14 protein-coding genes are annotated in these 19,229 nt (G+C 69.8%); 7 read left to right on the top strand and 7 right to left on the bottom strand.

Going from position 1 to position 19,229, the window contains the following annotated elements; all coding sequences use genetic code 11:
• Positions 1–42: 42 nt before the first annotated feature.
• The 3 genes from ACIBK8_RS30470 to ACIBK8_RS30460 are packed head-to-tail and all read right to left on the bottom strand — an operon-like array spanning position 43 to position 6,156.
• The gene (locus ACIBK8_RS30470; RefSeq protein ID WP_399045338.1) at positions 43–3,471 is read right to left on the bottom strand and encodes a hypothetical protein; all 3,429 of its coding nucleotides are present in this window, start codon (positions 3,469–3,471) and stop codon (positions 43–45) included.
• Positions 3,464–4,606 (bottom strand): hypothetical protein, encoded by a 1,143-nt coding sequence (locus tag ACIBK8_RS30465; RefSeq protein ID WP_399045321.1) that lies wholly within the window; start codon positions 4,604–4,606, stop codon positions 3,464–3,466. Before ACIBK8_RS30465 ends, ACIBK8_RS30470 begins: the two co-directional genes overlap by 8 nt.
• Positions 4,603–6,156, bottom strand: coding sequence for a PD-(D/E)XK nuclease family protein (locus tag ACIBK8_RS30460; protein ID WP_399045320.1), 1,554 nt, complete (start codon positions 6,154–6,156; stop codon positions 4,603–4,605). Before ACIBK8_RS30460 ends, ACIBK8_RS30465 begins: the two co-directional genes overlap by 4 nt.
• A 93-nt stretch (positions 6,157–6,249) precedes the next feature.
• Here ACIBK8_RS30460 and ACIBK8_RS30455 point away from each other — a divergent pair, with 93 nt between their 5' ends.
• Positions 6,250–7,119 (top strand): serine/threonine-protein kinase, encoded by an 870-nt coding sequence (locus tag ACIBK8_RS30455; RefSeq protein ID WP_399045337.1) that lies wholly within the window; start codon positions 6,250–6,252, stop codon positions 7,117–7,119.
• A gap of 17 nt (positions 7,120–7,136) precedes the next feature.
• Here the strand turns inward: ACIBK8_RS30455 and ACIBK8_RS30450 are convergent, their stop codons facing one another.
• Positions 7,137–9,170 (bottom strand): tetratricopeptide repeat protein, encoded by a 2,034-nt coding sequence (locus ACIBK8_RS30450; RefSeq protein ID WP_399045335.1) that lies wholly within the window; start codon positions 9,168–9,170, stop codon positions 7,137–7,139.
• Positions 9,171–10,202: 1,032 nt separating this feature from the next.
• Between ACIBK8_RS30450 and ACIBK8_RS30445 the strand changes: the two genes are divergently transcribed.
• The 4 genes from ACIBK8_RS30445 (at position 10,203) to ACIBK8_RS30430 (ending at position 12,918) form a co-directional block, all read left to right on the top strand.
• On the top strand, positions 10,203–10,358 hold the full coding sequence (locus ACIBK8_RS30445) for a hypothetical protein (protein ID WP_399045318.1): 156 nt from the start codon (positions 10,203–10,205) through the stop codon (positions 10,356–10,358).
• Between the two features lie 263 nt (positions 10,359–10,621).
• Positions 10,622–11,368: a hypothetical protein gene (locus ACIBK8_RS30440; protein WP_399045317.1), complete on the top strand. Its 747-nt coding sequence runs from the start codon at positions 10,622–10,624 to the stop codon at positions 11,366–11,368.
• Entirely contained in the window at positions 11,365–11,640 is a 276-nt protein-coding gene (locus tag ACIBK8_RS30435) for a helix-turn-helix domain-containing protein (RefSeq protein ID WP_399045316.1), read from the top strand. The genes ACIBK8_RS30440 and ACIBK8_RS30435 overlap by 4 nt, the downstream gene beginning before the upstream one ends.
• A 411-nt stretch (positions 11,641–12,051) precedes the next feature.
• Complete coding sequence (locus ACIBK8_RS30430) at positions 12,052–12,918, top strand: Fpg/Nei family DNA glycosylase (protein WP_399045314.1); 867 nt, start codon at positions 12,052–12,054, stop codon at positions 12,916–12,918.
• Positions 12,919–12,953: 35 nt separating this feature from the next.
• On the opposite strand, the gene ACIBK8_RS30425 is transcribed toward ACIBK8_RS30430, so the two are convergent.
• Positions 12,954–14,798, bottom strand: a complete 1,845-nt coding sequence (locus tag ACIBK8_RS30425; protein WP_399045312.1) for a choline/carnitine O-acyltransferase — start codon at positions 14,796–14,798, stop codon at positions 12,954–12,956.
• Positions 14,799–14,871: 73 nt separating this feature from the next.
• On the bottom strand, positions 14,872–15,741 hold the full coding sequence (locus ACIBK8_RS30420; protein WP_399045310.1) for an arpA protein: 870 nt from the start codon (positions 15,739–15,741) through the stop codon (positions 14,872–14,874).
• A 392-nt stretch (positions 15,742–16,133) separates the two neighbouring features.
• On the opposite strand from ACIBK8_RS30420, the gene ACIBK8_RS30415 reads away from it, so the two are divergent.
• Together ACIBK8_RS30415 and ACIBK8_RS30410 are read left to right on the top strand one after the other, a co-directional pair.
• Positions 16,134–18,155 carry an FAD-dependent oxidoreductase gene (locus tag ACIBK8_RS30415; protein WP_399045309.1) on the top strand — a complete coding sequence of 674 codons (2,022 nt, stop codon included), beginning with the start codon at positions 16,134–16,136 and terminating at the stop codon, positions 18,153–18,155.
• A 64-nt stretch (positions 18,156–18,219) separates the two neighbouring features.
• Positions 18,220–18,780, top strand: coding sequence for a PadR family transcriptional regulator (locus ACIBK8_RS30410; protein ID WP_399045308.1), 561 nt, complete (start codon positions 18,220–18,222; stop codon positions 18,778–18,780).
• Positions 18,781–18,884: 104 nt separating this feature from the next.
• Here ACIBK8_RS30410 and ACIBK8_RS30405 read toward each other — a convergent pair whose 3' ends face one another.
• Positions 18,885–19,157: a hypothetical protein gene (locus tag ACIBK8_RS30405; protein WP_399045306.1), complete on the bottom strand. Its 273-nt coding sequence runs from the start codon at positions 19,155–19,157 to the stop codon at positions 18,885–18,887.
• Between the last annotated feature and the right edge of the window lie 72 nt (positions 19,158–19,229).

Genomic DNA, 19,229 nt, shown 5'->3' with positions numbered 1-19,229 from the left:
GCAGTGCGCGTCGGCCGGTTGTCGCGGTTTCGGTGTACGGGGTCACGAGCGCAGGCAGCGGTCGAGCATCGCCCACAGTGGGGCATAGAGGGCGCGGGCGATGTAGCGGTCGTGCGGCGAGACGCCGGCAGCGTTGGTGAAGTACGGACGCAGGACGTGCTGCATGCTGTGCAAGAGACTGGACTTGTGGTCGTCGGGTCGAGGAGGCGTGGCGGCCCTGTTCGGTGCGAAGGCGGAGTCCACGAAGACCACACGGGCGGGTACGCCGCCGCGGACCAGGCGTCCGACGACCTGCCACACGAGGACCAGCATGTCCCAGGTGACCTGCTCTCGGTCATCGCCCAGGCGGCTCCACGCCATACTGCGCCGCAGCACCCTGTACCACTGTGAACGGGCCAAGCGGCGGACCTCCTGGGCACCTTCGGTCAGGGAGGGAGCTGCGCCGACCCAGGCGGCGAACTCTCCGCCGTCCACGGCCCGGACGATCCAGTCGTTGATCGCGTGGACTGCCAGGGCGAGGTCGTCGGGGTGTGGGTTCGGCCGGGCAAGGAAGTACACCGTGCTGATGGCCGCCTCGGCGGATTCGTTGAGGATGTTGTGGCCTCGTTCAACTGCTAGCAGCGGGGCCACCAGCACATCGGCTCTGCCGTCCTTGAGGTGTTCGACGTCCCCCCGGCGCAGCACTCGCGCGCAGTTTCCGCCGTCTCCCGGCCCTTCCTCGATGTCCTCGTCGTCCGAGACCAGCCGCAGCACCCGATCCTTCCAGCGCATGTTCAGGTTGTGCAGGGTGTCGGCCACGACCCGCGCCTCGTCGTAACTGCCCACCAGCAGGAGAATCTGATCCCTCTTATCACCGGCGGTCAGCAGCTCCCGTTCGAGCGGGCCACCGTGCAGCTCCTCGTCAAAACTGGCACCCAGCCATGTCGCGATACGGCGTAGTTTCTCCCGACGGCTTTCCCGCTCGCTGCCGGAGATCCTCAGTGTTTCCCCTTCGTCCTCGATGAATTCGAAGCGCATTCGGCTCTCCGCCTCGATGCGGCCGATCACCTCCGGTGGGGGCTCGATGATGACGCCGACCGCTACCGGGATGTGGTAACGGCTGGATTTGCCGGCCCAGCTGCTGCCGGACATGAGCAACACGTGCGTGCCGGGCAGCCCGTCCACCGTGGACAGGCGCGGCATCGCCCGCAGCAGTTCCCGGCCGACACCACTGCACCGGAAGAACCGCAGCTCCCCACTGCGAACGCCGCCTTCGTCCTCCCCCGGCACATGGAACTGGAAGCCCAGAACATTGCCCATCGGAGCTTCAGGAACGACCGGTCCGTAGTCGTCCGGGCGTCGGTACATGGAGTTGTGGCGGAGGTTGAGTGCCGCCTCAACTCGGGACCACATCGCATTGACCAGGGCGAGCTTCGGTTCGAGAGCGGACAACAACAGGGTGAACTCGAAGCGCTTGAGGAATCCGGACCGCCATTCCTCCGGGGTTTCCGGACGCGCAGCCTTCCGCTTGCGCCCAGCCGGCCGCGGGTGAACCTTCCGCCGCTCCCACTCGGCGAGTTTCCGCGCGTACTCCTTTCGCTTGACAGCCATGCACGGCTCCAGAGCGAACAGCTTGTCCGCGGCCGTCCGCATACGCTGCGCCGTCCGGTCCGGATTGCTGGTGTGCAGTAGTTCGGACAGCAGGCCGATGAGGTTGGCGACGTGCTCGGAGAGAGGCCGCGAACGATCACCAAAAGGATTGTCGCGGAAGGCGTCCAGCAGGTTCCGCAAATCCTGGCGCGCGACGGGGACCTCCGGGTTGCCCGCCCGCTCAAGCAGCGCGTCCCGTTCGTCGAGCAGCCCGGTTTGGAGCGTCCAGGCGCTGAAGTAGCCGGTTCGCACCCGGCGGCGCAGTGCGTGGTCGGATACCAGCATTGCGTAGAGCCGGTTGGTCGCCGTCTCCGCGGTGGACAGTGCGGCAGTGAAGGTCTCCACATCGCGGTCGGAGAGCTGGGTCCGGCCTCCGGCGGCCAGCTCGCGGATCCGATGCCCACTCAGTTCGTCGATGAATCCGTCCTCCCGGTCACTTCTGGCCAGGAGAACGGCAGGGGCGAAGGCTTGGTCCAGCTGCATCTGGACACGGTCGGCCTCATCCACGATCACCAAGTCGCTGCGGCGGCAGGCCAGTTCCAGGTATCGGATGCGCTCGCCGTTCTGCGGAAGCGGCGGACGGGCATCGAGCAGCCCCGCAGGAGTGGACACCCAGATGTCCGCCCGCACCAGCTCGCGCGCGGAGTGGTGGCGTGGGCAGGTCGGCCAGTACGGACAACTCACCGGAGTCTTCCGCCACTGCCGCGGCTCGTCTTCGCCAGCTGTCCGGCGCCGGGGCGGCCGCAGGTCGGCGCACGGCGCCTCGCCAAAAGTGAGGACCTGGCCGGCGCTGAGCAGAGTGTTCACCGTGCAGGCCGTACTGAGGTGGTCGAAGGCAGGATCGTCATGGGCGAGCAGCCGGTGCTCGCCCCGTCCGGCCAGCCGGCGGTGCAGTCTCTGGGCATGCCGTTCCTTGCCGGAGGCACCGAGCACGGGCGCCGCCGCGCCGTCTGTGTGGATGTTGTAGAGCTGGACCAGTTTGAGCACCTCCGGGACATCGGTGACCACGATGGTCACCTTCTTCGCGCACACGGTGGCGAGGTGTACGGCGATGATGTCGCGGAGGGTGCTCTTGCCAGCGCCGACAATGCCGAGCAGGTGCTGGATGCCCTCGACGGTGAAACGGTCGGATCGTCCGAAGCCTTCGGCGGTCCTGGTCGAAAGGTCGAAGGAGCGTAGCGTGCGGACCCAGTTCCGGCCGGGCTGTCGCACGTCCATCGCCGCCGCGGTCTCCTCCAGGTCCGCAAGGCGGAACGTCAGAGGTTCGCCCCCGCCGGGCGGCGGAGTGTCCACATCGTGTGCGATCAGGGGCGCGGAGGGCGCCGGCGGCAGGTTGACCACGGGCAGGCTACGGCCCATCGAGAAGGCGTGCGGCCCGGTGCCCGCCGGCTCCGGGCGGCGCCCGACCAGGGGCGGCGCTTTATACAACAGCGCGTCGTATACGCTCCAGCGGTCGAGGGCGACGGATAACGGGCGGCGCACAGCTGGCTGGTCCAGGTCGGTGACATCGAAGCCGCGCAACGGATCGATGTGCCTCTGGTACCGCTCCAGGGCCTCGTGCCAGGCGCGGGGGCGGCACAGGGCCCACAGCGCATGTCGGACAGTCCACCGTACGTGCTCGGCATCCGGCGGCAGTGGGACACCACTAGCAGCAGCGTAGGGGTAGCCGCTGAACAGCACCCAGGCCTGCGCGGCGGGACTGTGCGGCATCCAGGTTTGCTGGAGGTGCAGACCGAGTTCGACCAGGCACAGCTCCTCCAGTTCGGTCCGGCGCACATCCGGCGGTGCCTGCTCCGAGAGCATGTTCAGCTCATTGTGCAGAGCCCTTGCGAGGCTACGCATCGTCACGCTCCTCCTCTCGTGGCGTGGATCCAGCGCGCAGATGCGACACCAGGTTCTCGGGGGCGGTAAGGACGGTCCGCCGACGTCGGCCGGCACCCAGTGCCGTCTCGAAGGCAGCGCGGTAGCCGGGATCAGCAGCCAGTTCGCCCGGGGCGACGACCAGTACCTGATCCGGCAGATCAGGGTCAGTCTCCGCGGTCCGGGCGGCCAGCGCGGCGGGCTGCCGGCGGTCGTCCACCCGCATCAGCCAGCTGCGGCACGCGGCGTCCTCGACGCGGTAGGCGCCCAGGCCCGCGGGAACGAACTCATGGGTGATCTCCGCACGGACGAACTCGTTCAGAGCGGCCCGCTCCGTCCGCCCGGGCAGTACCAGGAAGGTTCGCAGGGAACACCGAAGGATGAGCGCGCGGCCTGGATTGCTGATCCGGCGGGTCGGCGTATCGGCTGGGCAGCGCTCCCTCTCACACCACCGTGCCGGAAGTCCGCTGCCGGCTTCGTACTTCACACGGGCGGGCAGTCCGCATGTGTCGCACAGGACGAGCGCGCGGTCGCTCAACAGGTGCTCAGGGATCCGCGTGTACAGGCTCTTGACCCTGCTCCACAGCTCCCTGTTCCAGCGCGAGCGAGGGAGGGCGGGCATGCGGTCCTGCTGAACGATGACGGGGTGCTCCATCAGGTAGCGACGGCAGCGTTCATATGCCGCCGGGGTCTCACACCGCGCCGCCAGATCCGCCAGCAGGCGGACCGCCTCCTGCTCCACGCGCCCCGAAGGGCCGACCGAGGCCAGCTCCCAGCAGCTCCTGGTGGGCAGCAGAGCAACCGGGGCGATCAGCAGAGCGCCGGAGGTCACCAGCGTGGGCGGCACCTGGAACAGCGCGCCGCCCGCAGTGTGCTCTCGGCACCAAGCCATCAGCTGTGGCACGCTCTTGGGCGGCGTGTGCCCCCGCGCCAGACAGTACGACACCGTGTGGTCCAGGGCGAGCTGGGCTGCGGGCGGATAGGGCAGGGTGAACGTCCGCAGGTGCTCTCGCTCCGCCAGATCGGCGGCGACTCGCGCCAGTTCGAGAAAGAGCGCCGCTCCCTCGTGTTCCTCCGGCGAAAAGGTCTGATGGGCTGTCGCCTGACTGGAGGTCATGCCGTGGCCTCCCCTGTGACGCCTTGCGAGCACCAGCGCGCCATCTCGCACCGGGCGCAGGCGGCGCCGGGGGCAGCGGCATAGCGGTCGTCTGTGTACCAATCGGCGGCAAGGGCGTGCGTGACCTCATCAGCTGCGCTGCGGACCACGGGGGTGAACGGGTCAAGGATCTCCAGATCGGCACCGCTGGGCCGAAGCACCTCCAATTCGACCCGGGCGCGCACGGGTGAGCCCCCGAGACTCCCACGGGCGAGCAGCAACACCCCCAGTGCCAGCTGCGGATACGCCTCCAGCAATGCGCCCGGCCGACGCTGATCGCTCATGGACGTCTTGGTCTCTCGCCAGACCCAGGAACCGCCGTCGCGGTAGAGGAGGTCCGGGGCGGCGATCACCATGACGTCGGCGGTGGTGTCATGACGCACCACACGCGGCTCGGCCCACACGTCACTCCGGTCCCGTACCCGGCTCACCGGGCACACCGCCGCGTGCCGCCGTAGCAGCACCGCGCCGAGCCTGCGTTCCTCGTCCGGCAGCACAAACCCGTCCGGCACCCACTGATCGGGCACGCCGATGGCACACGGGCGGAGGGGACCGTGGCTGTGGCGCTGCGCGAGGTAGGCGTGCACGGCCCGTCCACGTTCGGCCGCGGCGCTGCGCTCGACGGCATCCTCGGGCGGAAGGCCCAGCCGCCGCATGTGGTCTCGGGCCGGGCATCCACCACGGGCCGGCGCGTAACTACGGCCATTGGTCACGGACCAGGTGCGCCGCGGTCTGCCCGGGGCGGACACCCCAAGCAGGCCGGGCTCGCGGCGCAGTGCCGGGCAGACGCCCACGAACGCGCAGTCCGCGCAGGCGGTGCCGGGCCGGTAATCCCGACTGTCGAGCAGAGCCGTCACCGCCTCGGCGCCTTCGTCCCGGTACCGTGCGATGGCCTGCGCTCGCGTGCCATCGAACAAGATACGGACCCGGCCGTCGAACAACGCGAACTCCACCACCCGCACACGTTCGGGCGGAGGCCCGGGCGCGGCCTCTGCCAGCACCAGCGCTGCCGCGGCCGTCCGCCCACGGCTCGGTTCCGCACCACTCAGCCGGTGGACCGGAAGCCGGAGTTCGCGCAGCCGGCCGTCGGCGGAGTGCAGACAGCGCCCCCACGCGGTGATGCGGTATTCGCGAGCGCCCCGCATGTCCGGTTCCGGCAGCCGGTGGCGATACACCCAGGGCGTACGAATCTCAGCCAGCTGCTCCTCCGCCTCCGGGCCGAAAGCCTGGCGGTAGCGCCTCACAGCATGCGCCGTCCACTGCCGCAGACCGTCATGTACGGGTGCCGATCGTCGCCCCGCTCCGTCAAGGGCGGTCATGAAGGGGCCGAGTGCGAAATGCTCCAGGTCTTCCCGATTGCGGCTGACCGGCTGCTGTGGTGCGTAGCCCCGGGCCTTCAGGGCATCGGCGGCGGGGCAGCGGTACGCACCCCCCTTGAGCATGCCCAAAGAGAGGGTGACAACGTCCGTCTTCCGGTACACCCCATCGGGAGGGGACCAGCACTCTGTCATGCGTGTGCTCCTTGTCCATCGGTGGTGGCCGCAGGGAACCCCCGTACGGCCCGGATCGGAAAGCAGGTCGGAGACGTGATCGGAACAGTGGTGATGCAGCACTACGAAGTGGTGAAGTTTCTCGGGTACGGCGGACAGGGGGAGGTCTACGCCGGGTGCGACACCCGGGACGGCAAGACGGTCTGCATCAAGTTCCAGCTGCCCCGGATCGACGAATCCGCCAGTCACTACGGAGACTTGATTCGCGGATTCGTGCAGGAGGCGGCCAGGGCTCGCTTCCTCTCCGGCACCTCGTGGATTCCGCGGGTCGTCGACAGCGGCTGGTACCGCGACCGCTACTGCATCGTCATGGAGTACGTAGACGGCATCCTGCTCTTCGACGCCATGATCGGAGCGCGTCCGCTGAAGGACCGGGCCACGGTGGCCTCGATCATCGGCCAGCTGTGCGAGGCACTACGTGAGGTGCATGAACATGGCATGGTGCACCGGGATGTGAAACCGGAAAATGTGATGCTGCAACCCGACGGCCAGCTGCGGTTGCTCGACCTCGGCATGGCCGTTGCGGCAGGCGAGCCCACCATGGAACCTTGCGGAACACCGGGATTCCGGTCCCCGGAACAGGGCGAAGCACAGGCGACGGGGGTGACGCCCCTCTCCGATGTCTTCTCACTCGGGTGCATGCTCCTGGAGATGACCATCATGCACCTGCCTTACGAGGCCGGACGCGAACGGCCCGGCCCGGACTCCCCGGTGCTCCCGCCCAAGGAACTGCGCTTGATCCCGGGCGAGTTCCGGCCCCTGGCAATGGCCATGGTGCACCGCGACACGGCGTACCGGCCCAGCATCCGCGAGGTGTTCGACACCGTGCGCCCCTATCTGCCGTCCGTAGGGAGCAGGCCGCCGGTCAAGCCACTGACCCCTGACCCCACCGAGTACTACCGCCATCACGCCCCCGCACTGTGACCTGGATCCTGCACCGGTCACCGAAGGCCGGCCAGCCGGTCCGCCAGCTCCTGCGCTCCTTCACCGCCCATCCGGTCCCGTAGCACCAGGGCCCGTTCCAGGGCCGCTACGGCCCGCGGCCTGTCTTCCACTCTGGTCAGCAGCGCGTCGGCGTACCGTTCCTGGACCGTTGCCTCGTACCGCCAGTCGTCCAGCTGCTGGTACAGCCGGATGGCTTGGGCGTACGAGGCCAGAGCCGGTTCACGTTCCGCTCGGGAAAGGTGGATCTTGGCGAGCGTGGTCAGGACGTTGGCCATCCCGCTGGTATGGCCGATGCCCTCAAATATCCGGAGCGACCGGGTACATAAACGCAAGGCGCCGTCACCGTCACCGTCGTCGTGGTGAAGCGTGCCGAGCGCGTTGAGCGTGGCGGCCTCCCCCGCGGCGTCTCCCAGCCTCTGGAACAGCTTCTGCGCCTGCTCCCAGCACTCCCGTGCCTGGCCGGGCCGGTCCTGGCGACGGCGCACGATACCGAGGCTGTGCAGGGAGCAGGCCAGGCCCAACTGGGCGGCATCGTGGTGCTGTTCCTGTCGGCTCAGGGCGACGGCGCGTTCCAGGTGCCAGGCGGACTCCTCAAAGGCCCGCTGCTCGTACATACATCCTGCGATCATGCGGTGAACCATCGCCCGGTCGGCGGCCGACGCGATGGTTCTGGCGACGAACTCGGCTGCCTCCAGGTTGCGTTGTGCCTCACCGTAGAGGGCGCGCCGCCACTGGTAGGTGACCAGTGCCATGGACAGCAGCCATACGTACTCCTTCGCGCCACGGACGATCGCGAGCTGAACCACCGCCATCGCTGTCTCATACTCTCCGTCGAGCAGCTGCATCGCCTCGTCGGTCCCTGACGGGCAGTCCACACGGGTATCCGCCGAGACCTTGACGGGGAGCCGGCGGTCCGGGTCGAGCACCTGGTCGCAAGCCCAGACCTGGTGCAGTTCGTACTCCAGCACCTGCTCAACGGTCCGTCTCGCGACAGCGTCGTCCGCCCTATCGATATGCTCCCGCGCATGCTGACGGGCGTAGACACGTACCAAGTCGTGCATCCGAAAGCGATCGGACTCCTCGGACAGTGGTTCCAGGAGGTGGGCACTCACCAAGGCGTCAATCGCCCCCACTGCCCCATCGTCACCGCCGGCGCGTTCCAACCCTCGCAACGCCGACCAGCTGATGGTCGGTCCCGGGTGGATGGCCGCCTGCCAGAGCAACAGTGCCGCATCCGGGGCAAGGGCCTGCACTGCATACTCCAGGACGGGATGGACAGCGAGCTCGTCATCGGCCAGCCGCATCGCCTCCAGACGGGTTCGCTCCTGGCGCAGCTCGTCCGCCAGCTCGCGGATGCCCGCTGCCGGACGGTGCCTGAGCAACTCCGCGACGATGACCAGCGCGAGCGGCAGACAGCCGCACAGGTCCGCGAGCGTGCAGAGGTCTTTCCCAACCCGACGCAGTCGTTCCTGGCTCAACGCGTGCTCCAGGGCCGCCACGGCGTCGTCCCGCTGCAACGGCCCGACCTGGAACATATACGCACCGTGCTGCGTGCCCAGCCTCCGCAACCGCTGTCGGCTGGTGATGATCACGCCACTGGTGCCGTGGCCAGGCAGGAGTGGCAGGACCTGGTCGGCTGTGGCGGCATCGTCGAGAACCATGAGCACGGACTGCCGGGCAAGCGCCGTGCGCAAAGCACCGCTCTTCGCTTCGCAGCCGGCCGTCTCCACGCCGATTCCCAGGTCTGAGAGGATCCGGTCGAGGAGCGCTTCCGGCTCGATCGGATCCTCGTGCTCCGAGAAACCCCGCAACCCCAGGTAGAGCACGGCATCGGGAAAGTGCGGGGCCAGCCGGTCAGCCACGAGCAGCGCCAAGGCGCTTTTGCCGACTCCAGGCATACCGCTGAGCAGCGCCACGGGACTGCGCCCCTCCTTCTGCCCTTGGATCAGGTCAGCTGCTATCCGGGCGGCCAGGTCCGCGCGACCCGGCAACGGCCGAGGGATTGGGGGCAGCTGGTGCGGCGGGGGCATGCTGCGGCCGGGCCACCGCTGCGGGCGTCGACTACGAGGGGTCATAACGGTCTCGAAGACGCGCTTGAGTACTGGGCCCGGCCGACCTTTACGTCCCTTCCACAACGCGACCAATTCTCTGGCCTTCCGCTCGTCTCCAAGTTCCGTCAGCGCAATCAGGCGGCACTGGAAAAGCCCCTCATCGTCGTCTCCAAGGAGGGCCCGCAGTTGCTCTTCCTCCTTTCGGACCCACTCGAAGTCCCCCACCTGCAATGCGGCGTCAAGGCGGTCGATGACCGCTGCCCTCCACTCCGTCCGCAGTTCCGCCTGCCTCATACGGAAACCTCCGCCGCACAGACCCAGCAGCGATGAACCGTCCGGCCACTCCCGCAATGCAGTACTGAGCCGCTCAAGGCACCGCCGTGGGGACAAGCCGACCGCCCCGGCCACGAGATCGCAAAAGCGCCAGTAGTCCACGCTCTCCCGCGGAAGAGAAAGGGCACAGGTGCGCGAATTCACACGCGGAAGAGCCTCGTCGCCGAGCTTTCTGCGGAGCGCGCGGAGGCCCTGGGCCACCCTGCCGTCCGGCACATCGGCACCCCAGACACAGTGCTTGAGTTGCTCCATTGTGGCGCTTCCGTCCCGCGAAGCGGCCAGCACTCCGAGGATCGCCGCCGCTTGTTTCGAGCCCGCGACAACTCGCCGACCATTGACGATGGCACTGACCGGTCCGAGTACACGTACTTCCACGACCCCTCCTCATGCGCCGTGGCGGGATCCACCCCGCCGGCTTCGTCACCTCCAGATGAGTACGCCCCTTCCCCGGGCGCAGTACACAGTTCGTTTTCAGGCACCACCCGGGTCTCTCGAAGTCTTCTCAGATTTCGCTCAGATTCCGGTCCCGCGCCGCGTGGCCCGTTCACGGCACGATTCCAGCACGTCCACCACGGGCGGAAAGCCGGCAGGCAGGAGACAGGCCCCAGGGCACGGACATCGAAGCCCTGTCCAGATCACGCCGCCGGGAGCGCTCAATCCCACACCAAGGAGGAATCCATGAACAGCCGTATGAGGAACCGTCGGGGCATCCGTCGGCAGTCGCCCGCCTACCCGCCGAGGCCGCGGGCGGCCAGGAAGGGCGAGCAGCAGACGTCTGCGCCCGTGACCCCGCAGCCCACCGGCGCCGCCTGCCCGGACACCGAACAGGCGTAACGTCCTCACCCCCTCGCGGTCCGCGGGCCGTCCGCCGCATGACGGGCGGTTCGCGGGCCGCGGAAGGACCCCGGCACAACGCCTCCACTCCCTCTCACCGAACCCCCGCCAGGACGGGTATTCCCGCGAGCATGCAGGAAATTGAGGTCCGTGTGACTGGTGGGACGAGTGATTCCCGTTCCGGCCGACCTGGCCGGGTATCGCTCCACATCTCCGCAGGTATCTATCTCAGGCACATGTGTGCCGAAGGAGGGCACTTCAAGATGTCGTTCCACACAACGGGTGTTTTCGCCACTGTCAGAAGGCATTTCCTGGAATCACAGACCACCGACGACATGCGTCTGCTCGTGCCTGTAAAGGACGGGCACATCGCCCTCTCGCCCGACGAGGCGTGCCGGGCCCTCTACGGCCCCGAGGCCGAGCCGGAGCTGGGATCCGGCGTCTGGCAGGAGGCCATCCGCGCGGCGCAGGCGGAGCAGGAGCCGCCTGGGGAGTGGCGGATGCTGCTGGTCAGGCTGGCCGAGGTCCGGCTGCGCCGCGCGGTGTACAAGATCTCCGCCGGGCTGCGGGACAGCAGCGCTGACATCGAGTCGGAGATGGTGATCGGACTGCTGGAGGCACTGCCGTCGGTCGACCCGGACTCGCCGCTCGCCCCCGCCGAGCTGCTCGCAGCGGCACGCAGGCGGGCGGGGAACTTCCGGCGGGCAGTGCAGCCGATGACCCCGGTCGACCGCATCGAGGCCATCGCGCACGATGACGACCATCCAGGAGCCGCGTATACGGACGACGCGCAGGACTGGGAACTGGAGATCACCACTGCCGCCGGACCGGACGGGCTCCGGGCTCCTTTGCGCATCCCTGTCTCAGCGGCACAGGTGGAGGGCGAAAGGCTCGGGCAGCTGGCCGCCCGCTTCGGGCTCGACACAACCATCCGCCGCACCGGACGCCGCAGCCCGCGGCGACACCGCGTCGGCACCATCATGCTGAGGCCGCAGGAGAGGCAATCGTGAGCGAAGCACGCCGTAGCGCACTGACCTTCAGCGAAGCTTTCGACCTGCCCATGGCAGTGGACGTGCGCACCGCCGCCCGAGCCCTCAACATCTGCCTCGACACTGCGTACCGCCTCATCCGTCAAAGTAGCTTCCCGTGCTCGGTGGTACGCGTGGGCAAGGGCTACCGCATCCCCACCACGTCATTGATGACGCTGCTCGGCGTGGAAGAACTGCCGGTGTACGCCACCGATCTGGAGGCGGGAGTAAATTCCACGCGGTACGACGAATGACCGTGGGTAGTTGCATCCAGCGAGCCCTGGGCAATGCCCCCAGCGTGCTGATTGACACCCTGCGGAGCCGGGGCTGGTATGGGCTCGACTCCACTCACCGTCGCACCACCGGGGTTACCGCATGGCGACAACGAGCCACTGGGTGACACCGCAAGGTGTACCTGCGAAGTCACAGAAGTCGTAGCATCTCCGTCTGCCCCTCCCAGTACACCTACTGTGCACAGTACGGTCGGGTGGCGAGGCATCTGTGCAGTTCAGAGCGTTCCTCCAGGTGCACTACGCCTCCTGAAGAGCGCACACCCCGGCCGGCCCCGGTCCCTCCGTCGTGGAGGGGCCGGGGTCGGCCCGTTGTGTGCCGGGGGGCGGACGCTTCCGGTATCCACCCCCGCCCTCCCGAGGCAAACTACCCCCATGCCCGAATTGCCAGAAATTGAGGCTCTTGTTCGGTTTCTTGATGAGGAGGTGGGTGGGCGGATCGTGGAGCGGGTGTATCCGGTGGCGGTGAGTGCGCTCAAGACGTATGAGCCGGGGGTGGGGGCGTTGGAGGGGCGGGTGGTCGATGGGGTGGGGCGGCGGGGGAAGTTTTTGGTTTTTGGGGTGGGGGGATTGGCGTTGGTGGTGCATTTGGGGAGGGCGGGGTGGGTGCGGTGGAACGGGCGGATGCCGGAGGGGCCGCCGCGGCCGGGGAAGGGGCCGTTGGCGTTGCGGGTGCGGCTCGTGGAGCCTGCGGGGGCGGGGTTCGACGTGACCGAGGCGGGGAGCCGGAAGCACCTCGCCGTGTATGTGGTGGCCGATCCGGTGGAGGTGCCCGGGGTGGCGCGGCTGGGGCCCGATCCGTTGGGTGAGGGCTTCACCCTGGGGGCGTTCGCGGGGATGGTGCGGGGCGAGCGTCGGCGGATCAAGGGGGTGCTGCGCGATCAGAGCGTGCTGGCCGGGATCGGGAACGCGTACGCGGACGAGATTCTGCACGTGGCCCGGATGTCGCCGTTCAAGGTGGCGGGGGCGCTGTCCGACGAGGAGGTGGCGCGGGTGCACGCGGCGGTCGGGGCGACGCTGACGGACGCGGTGGAGCGGTCGCGCGGGGTGGGGCTGCGGGAGTTGAAGGCGGAGAAGAGGAGCGGTATGCGGGTGCACGGGCGGACGGGTGAGGCGTGTCCGGTGTGCGGGGACACGGTCCGTGAGGTGTCGTTCAGCGAGGAGTCGATGCAGTACTGCCCTACGTGCCAGACGGGCGGGAGGATTCTCGCGGACCGGCGGATGTCGCGGTTGTTGAAGTAGGGGGCCGCCGCCATGTGCGGCGGCCCACCCGTGCGTCAGTCGGTGGTCAGGAGGGTGCGGAGTTCGGTGACGGCTTCGCGGAGGTGGCCGGCGAAGGCGTGCATGGGGTCGGCGACGGCGAGCGGGGTGCTCAGGTAGAGGTTGAAGCGGTCGGGCAGCAGGACGTAGGCGACGCCGATGCAGCGGCTGCTGGTCGAGCCGAAGCCGAAGTACTGGATATGGGCGGACGGTGCCGAGCTGGTGCTGAGGTAGTCGTCGCGCAGGGTCAGCCAGCCCGGGGAGCGGTAGAGGGCGGGCGGCTCGGTCACGCCGAGTTCGGGGCCGCGGCGGCGCTGGATCAACTCCAGTTCCCACAGGTGCTGTTCGGGTGCCTGGCCCGCCTGGCACTCCTTGGCGCGGGTGACGTGCTGCTCGGCGGCGGCCCTGAACGCGGCGCGGCGGGTGTCCCGGTCCGCCGCCGGGTCCTCCATCGCCGTGACGAACGACTGGATCTCCGGGGTGATCACGCGCATCGCCTCGGTCCTGCCGCGCCGCCACTGGCGGGTGGCGATCGACTCGTAGGTGGCGCCGATGTGGCCCTTGGCCCGCTGGTGGGCGAGCTGGTAGGCGAGCTGGACGAAGGCGTCGGGGGAGACGCCGAGTGCCTTGGCCGCGTCGGCTCCGAAGTCGTCGAAGGAGAGGGTGCGGGTCGCGGTGTCCCGGCCGTACGCGGCGAACGCGTCGGCGGCGGCGCGCACTTGGGTGCGCAGCGCGTCGTCCAGGGTGAAGGTGACGGGCGCCGGTTCGGGGGCGCCCTGGGTGCGGGCGCCGGAGTGCCGGGACTGCTCGTCGGGCGGGGTGCCGAGGAGCGCGTCGACGAAGCTGAGGACGGTGGTGCCGTCCAGTTCGCAGTGTTCGATGTTGATGCCCGCGCGGCCGTCGGCGAAGACGATCAGGGAGACGGCCTTGTCGAACCAGCGGTTGCCGCGGTCGCCGTACAGCAGCTCGTCGCACGCCTCCTGGGTGCCGGCCGGCGCGAAGTCCTCCAGGCAGACGCAGAACAGTGCGGTCTCGACGGTGTCGAGGGCGGCGGCGTTGCCGGGGTGGCAGGCGAGGAGTGCGGTGCGGGCGGCGGCCCATTCGGCGCGGGCCATGGTGGTGAGGTGGCCCACCGATGTGCCGTCGGGTGCCGGTGCGGATCCGGCCCGCTGGACGGCGCGCAGCCCGGCGCGGAGGTCGTCCAGGCTGTGCGGCGTGCCGTCCGGGCCGATGACGTCCAGCCGGAAGAGGTGGCCGTGGTGGAGGACCACGATGTGCCGGGCGTCGGAAGGGCCGGGCCATGCCTCGGTGTAGGGGCTGCGGACGGTGTCCTGTTCGGTGCCGGGGATCCTGGTGGTGGAGAAGAGGAACTTGTTCTGCTCCATCGACTGCGGACGGCCGCGCTGCACCACCGGGGGGATGGTTTCCCGGTCGAGCCGGCACTTGTAGGCGACGGCGCCGGCGATGAGTCCCGCCGCCCGGTCCAGGGCCGCCGACGCGGGCGGGGGTGACTGCGGCTGCGGGGCGGTGTCGCGGAAGAGGAAGAAGAAGTTGGCGTTGAGGGCGATGCGGTCGCGGCGGCCCAGGTAGCGGTAGGGCCAGAAGGTGTCGAGCCAGCTGTGCACGCCGTCCGTGGTGTCGTACGCGGCCAGCGCCGCCTGGAGGGTCTCGCCGGGGCCGCCGGGGCGGCGAAAGGCCGCGACCTCGGCCTCGGTCGCGGCCAGCTCGTCGGCGGTCAGCAGCGGCCGGCACCAGGTGAGGAACCGCTCGCAGCTCTCCTCCAGCGTGGGCAGCGGCACCCGCGGCAGGCTGTCCTCGCGGGCGAAGGTCGAATCGGCTGCGACGTCCTGACGGGTCTTCAATTCGGCTCTCGATTCTGTGCGTTGGGTCCTGGCAGGTCCTCTTGGATTACCACGGCGGTCGCACCGCGCGCCGTCAGTCCAGCAGCCGGTCACCCCGTACGGCCGGGCCGTCGGCCGCCAGGTGGGCGGGCAGTACCCGGCCGAAGAGCTGGCGGGTGCGGGCCGCGCTGCCGATGACGCCGGGGCGCTCGCTGTAGGCGAAGATCGCGGAGTGCCGTGCGCGGTCGCCGCGTACCGGGCTGACGCGGTGCAGGGAGTAGCGGCCGGTGAAGAGCTGGAGGTCGCCGGGGCGCAGCGGGAGGCGGTGGACCAGGTGTCCGCCGCGTCCTTCGATGACGTCCCGTACGTCGTCGAAGCGTTCGTCCCGGGCCGACCTGATGTGCGGGCAGTACGCGAAGTCGCCGCCGTCGTCGGCCTCTTGGGTGAGCATGCTGACGGTGAACTCGTTGGTGTCGAAGTGCCAGGGGTGTTCCATGCCCGGCTCGACGACGTTGAGCACGAGGCCGGAGAGCGGGTCGGCCAGTTCGTGCAGCCGGGGCAGCTCGAAGCAGTGGGCGAGGAAGCGCTGGAAGGCGGGGTGGGAGTAGAGGCGGGAGATGAGGGTGGTGGTGGGGATGCGGTCGCGGGCGACGAAGGCGTTGCCCCGGCGGAAGGTCCGTCGTCCGGGGTGTCCTGGCGGCAGTTCGCGGTCCACCGCGATGTTGTAGACGTTGACGGTCTCGGCGTCGAAGTGGGCGCGGGGTGCGAGGGCCGCGCACTCCTCGCGCAGCAGGCCGGCGAGGGCGGGGCGGATGAAGTCGGTCAGCACGGTGCAGCCGAGGGTGCGCAGGTCGTGCCGGGCCCGGGAGACCACGGCCTGTCCTGCGGCGCCGAGCGGGTCCGCCAGGGGGTACCGGTCCGTGTCGACCATCCGGTCGAGCGTGAGGGCTTCCAGAGTGCTCATGCAGTCCTCTCCACGTCTTTTCACGCCGTGCCGCGCGCCCCGGGGGCGCCGGGATGCGCCGTCCCGCCGTGCTCGCGTCGCACGTGTCCTGACGTGGCTTCGCGCATCGCCACGCGTCCGGGCAGGCGGGCGGGCCGCGCCGAGTCGTCCTCGGATCTTCGGCAACTCTACTGAGAAGTAACCGAGTTGACGCCCCCGGGCGGCGAACCGTGGTTGTGACGCGGCACACGGTGGGCGGCGGGCGGGCCGGAGCCCGGGGAGGGGCTTCGGGGCGGTGGCCGCAGGGGCGTCCACGGGCCGCGTCGTGTGGGTCACTCTTTTATGCAACTTGTTGCACAAGCGGTGTTCCGTGCCCTACAACTGCCCTGACCACCGCCGCGCGAGGAGAGACGATGAGCCCGTATCCGCACCTGATGAGCCCGCTCGACCTGGGCTCCGTGACGCTGCCCAACCGTGTGCTGATGGGATCGATGCACGTCGGTCTGGAAGAGGCACCGGACGGCTTCGCGCGGATGGCCGCGTTCTACGCGGCGCGTGTGCGGGGCGGCGTCGGGCTGATCGTCACCGGCGGCATCGCGCCCAACGACGCGGGGCGGCCCGGTCCGGGCGGCGCGGCGCTGACGACGGATGAGGAGGCGGAGCGGCACCGGGTCGTCACGGAAGCCGTGCACCGCGAGGGCGGCCGGATCGCCTTGCAGATCCTGCACTTCGGCCGGTACGCGCACCACGCCGGGCTGGTCGCGCCGAGCGCGCTCCAGGCGCCGATCAGCCCGTTCACGCCGCACGCCCTGACGGACGAGGAGGTCGGGCGGACCGTCGACGACTTCGTGCGGACGGCGGAGCTGGCGCGGTCCGCCGGGTACGACGGCGTCGAGATCATGGGCTCCGAGGGCTATCTGATCAACGAGTTCACCGCCGCCGCCACCAACCGGCGCACCGACCGGTGGGGCGGCTCGTACGAGAACCGGATGCGCTTCCCCGTCGAGATCGTCCGCCGGGTGCGGGAGCGGCTCGGCCCGGATTTCCTCATCGTCTACCGGCTGTCCATGCTCGACCTGATGCCGGGCGGCTCGACGCTGCCCGAGGTGATCACCCTGGCGCAGCGGATCGAGGCGGCCGGCGCTTCGCTGATCAACACCGGCATCGGCTGGCACGAGGCGCGGATCCCGACCATCGCCGCCTCGGTGCCGCGCGGCGCGTACGCCTGGGTGACGCGGCGGGTGCGGGGCGCGGTGTCGGTGCCGCTGGTCGCCGTCAACCGCATCAACACCCCTGAGGTGGCCGAGCAGTTGCTCGCGGACGGCAGTGCCGACCTGGTCGCGCTGGCCAGGCCGCTGCTCGCCGACCCCGACTTCGTCGCCAAGGCCGGGCGGGGCGCGGCGGACACCATCAACACCTGCATCGGCTGCAACCAGGCGTGCCTCGACCACACCTTCAGCGGCCGGATCACCTCCTGCCTGGTCAACCCGCGGGCCTGCCACGAGACGGAGCTGGTGCTCGCGCCGACCCGGCTGCGCAAGCGCGTCGCGGTGGTGGGCGCCGGGCCCGCCGGTCTCGCCTGCGCGGTGTCGGCGGCCGAACGCGGCCACCACGTCACGCTGTTCGACGCGGCGGAGCAGATCGGCGGGCAGCTCGATGTCGCCCGCCGGGTGCCGGGCAAGGAGGAGTTCCACGAGACGCTGCGCTACTTCCGCCACCAACTCGACCGGTGGCGGGTCGACGTCCGGCTGGGCACCGCGGTCACCGCCGCCACCCTGACCTGCGGCGGCTTCGACGAGACCGTGCTGGCCACCGGCGTCACCCCGCGCCGCCCGCAGATCCCCGGCATCGACCACCCCAGCGTGCTGAGCTACCTCGACGTGCTGCGGGACGGCGCCCCGGTCGGCGCGCGGGTGGCCGTCATCGGGGCCGGCGGCATCGGCTTCGACGTCGCGGAGTTCCTCACCGACGACGGCGAGGCGGCGAGCCTGGATCCGGCGGCGTTCTTCCGCAAGTGGGGCGTCGACACCGGGTACGGCGCGCGCGGCGGGCTCACCGCGCCGCGGCGGACGGCGCCGCCGCGCACCGTCCACCTGCTCCAGCGCAGGACCACCAAGGTCGGCGCGGGCCTGGGCAGGACCACCGGCTGGATCCACCGCACCGAACTGCGGCACCGGGGGGTCACCCTGCACGCGGGCGCCGACTACCACCTCATCGACGACGCCGGGCTGCACGTCACGGTCGGCGGCGAGCGGCAGGTGCTCGCGGTGGACACGGTCGTCCTGTGCGCCGGGCAGGAACCGCGCCGCGAGCTGTACGACGCGCTCACCGCCGCCGGGCACCCGGCCCGTCTCATCGGCGGCGCGGACGTCGCGGCCGAGCTGGACGCGAAGCGCGCCATCGACCAGGGCACCCGGCTCGCCGCCGTGCTGTGAGCGGCGGTGCCGTGGCCGGGTGCGTGCCCGCGATGCCTCCGGCGGGCCGCCCTAGGATTTCCCCATGTCCCTGCCGCACGCGATCCTCACCGCCCTGCTGGAAAAGCCCTCGTCGGGGCTGGAGCTGACGCGCAGATTCGACCGGTCGATCGGCTACTTCTGGTCGGCGACGCATCAGCAGATCTACCGCGAGCTGGGGAAGCTGGAGCAGGCCGGGCTGATCCGGGCGCTGCCCGCCGCGCAGCCGTCCCGCGGGCAGAAGAAGGAGTTCGAGGTGCTGCCGGCGGGCCGCGCCGAGCTGACCGCCTGGGCATCGGGACGGCAGGATCCCAAGCCGGCCAGGGACGCGCTGCTGCTGCGGCTGCGGGCGGCGGCGGTGGTGGGACGGGACGGGCTCGACGAGGAACTGCGGCGCCATCTCGCCCTGCACCGGGAGCAGTTGGCGGAGTACACGGCGATCGAGCACCGCGACTTCGCCGCCGCCGATTCGCCGGACGACCGGCTGCGGCGGCTGGTGCTCCAGGCCGGGATCGGCCTGGAGACCTTCTGGATCACCTGGCTGGAGACGGCGCTGGCGGAGACGGCCGCGTTCCCTGAGGCCGGGGACGGGACGGACGGGGCGTAGCGGACCTGCGGCGGGGAGGCCGGGCGCCCCCGCGGGCGGCCCGGCCGTTGTCCCTTCAGCTGTTGTGCCCCGTCATCTGTTGTGCCCCGTCAGCCGCTTCCGCTTCAGCAGTTGTCGTAGAGCAGGGCGCGCACCAGACGGCAGGTCGTGTCGGACGGCGGGTGCACGCCGATGTCCAGGGCGATGGCGCGGATCTTGCGGTTGTGGGCGTGCTCGGGGCGGTAGACGCCGGTGTCGAGCAGGGCTATGGCCAGGCGCATGGCCTTCAGCCGGCGATTGTGGGATTCATAGCGTTCGCGCGGCCAGCCGGCCGGCAGCGGACGCTTGGGCAGCGGGTGGGTGGGGAGAGGTTTCGTCATGAGAGTGGCAGTGGCCATCGGCGACCTCCTGATGCTGTGGTGAACCCTCACTTACTGGTTCCCATTCTACGGCCGACCACTGACAAAAGC

It is taken from the genome of Streptomyces sp. NPDC050161, assembly GCF_044460025.1.
In the GTDB taxonomy this organism is placed as follows: Bacteria; Actinomycetota; Actinomycetes; order Streptomycetales; family Streptomycetaceae; genus Streptomyces.
This window is presented reverse-complemented; position numbering and strand designations above follow the sequence as displayed.

What these genes read in the sequence shown, in the direction of transcription:
- ACIBK8_RS30410 (WP_399045308.1), top strand. Translation starts at nt 18,220, where the DNA reads ATGTCCCTGCCGCACGCGATCCTCACCGCCCTGCTGGAAAAGCCCTCG.
- ACIBK8_RS30415 (WP_399045309.1), top strand. Translation starts at nt 16,134, where the DNA reads ATGAGCCCGTATCCGCACCTGATGAGCCCGCTCGACCTGGGCTCCGTG.
- ACIBK8_RS30405 (WP_399045306.1), bottom strand. Translation starts at nt 19,157, where the DNA reads ATGGCCACTGCCACTCTCATGACGAAACCTCTCCCCACCCACCCGCTG.
- ACIBK8_RS30430 (WP_399045314.1), top strand. Translation starts at nt 12,052, where the DNA reads ATGCCCGAATTGCCAGAAATTGAGGCTCTTGTTCGGTTTCTTGATGAG.
- ACIBK8_RS30445 (WP_399045318.1), top strand. Translation starts at nt 10,203, where the DNA reads ATGAACAGCCGTATGAGGAACCGTCGGGGCATCCGTCGGCAGTCGCCC.
- ACIBK8_RS30420 (WP_399045310.1), bottom strand. Translation starts at nt 15,741, where the DNA reads ATGAGCACTCTGGAAGCCCTCACGCTCGACCGGATGGTCGACACGGAC.
- ACIBK8_RS30455 (WP_399045337.1), top strand. Translation starts at nt 6,250, where the DNA reads ATGCAGCACTACGAAGTGGTGAAGTTTCTCGGGTACGGCGGACAGGGG.
- ACIBK8_RS30440 (WP_399045317.1), top strand. Translation starts at nt 10,622, where the DNA reads ATGTCGTTCCACACAACGGGTGTTTTCGCCACTGTCAGAAGGCATTTC.
- ACIBK8_RS30460 (WP_399045320.1), bottom strand. Translation starts at nt 6,156, where the DNA reads ATGACAGAGTGCTGGTCCCCTCCCGATGGGGTGTACCGGAAGACGGAC.
- ACIBK8_RS30465 (WP_399045321.1), bottom strand. Translation starts at nt 4,606, where the DNA reads ATGACCTCCAGTCAGGCGACAGCCCATCAGACCTTTTCGCCGGAGGAA.
- ACIBK8_RS30470 (WP_399045338.1), bottom strand. Translation starts at nt 3,471, where the DNA reads ATGCGTAGCCTCGCAAGGGCTCTGCACAATGAGCTGAACATGCTCTCG.
- ACIBK8_RS30450 (WP_399045335.1), bottom strand. Translation starts at nt 9,170, where the DNA reads ATGCCCCCGCCGCACCAGCTGCCCCCAATCCCTCGGCCGTTGCCGGGT.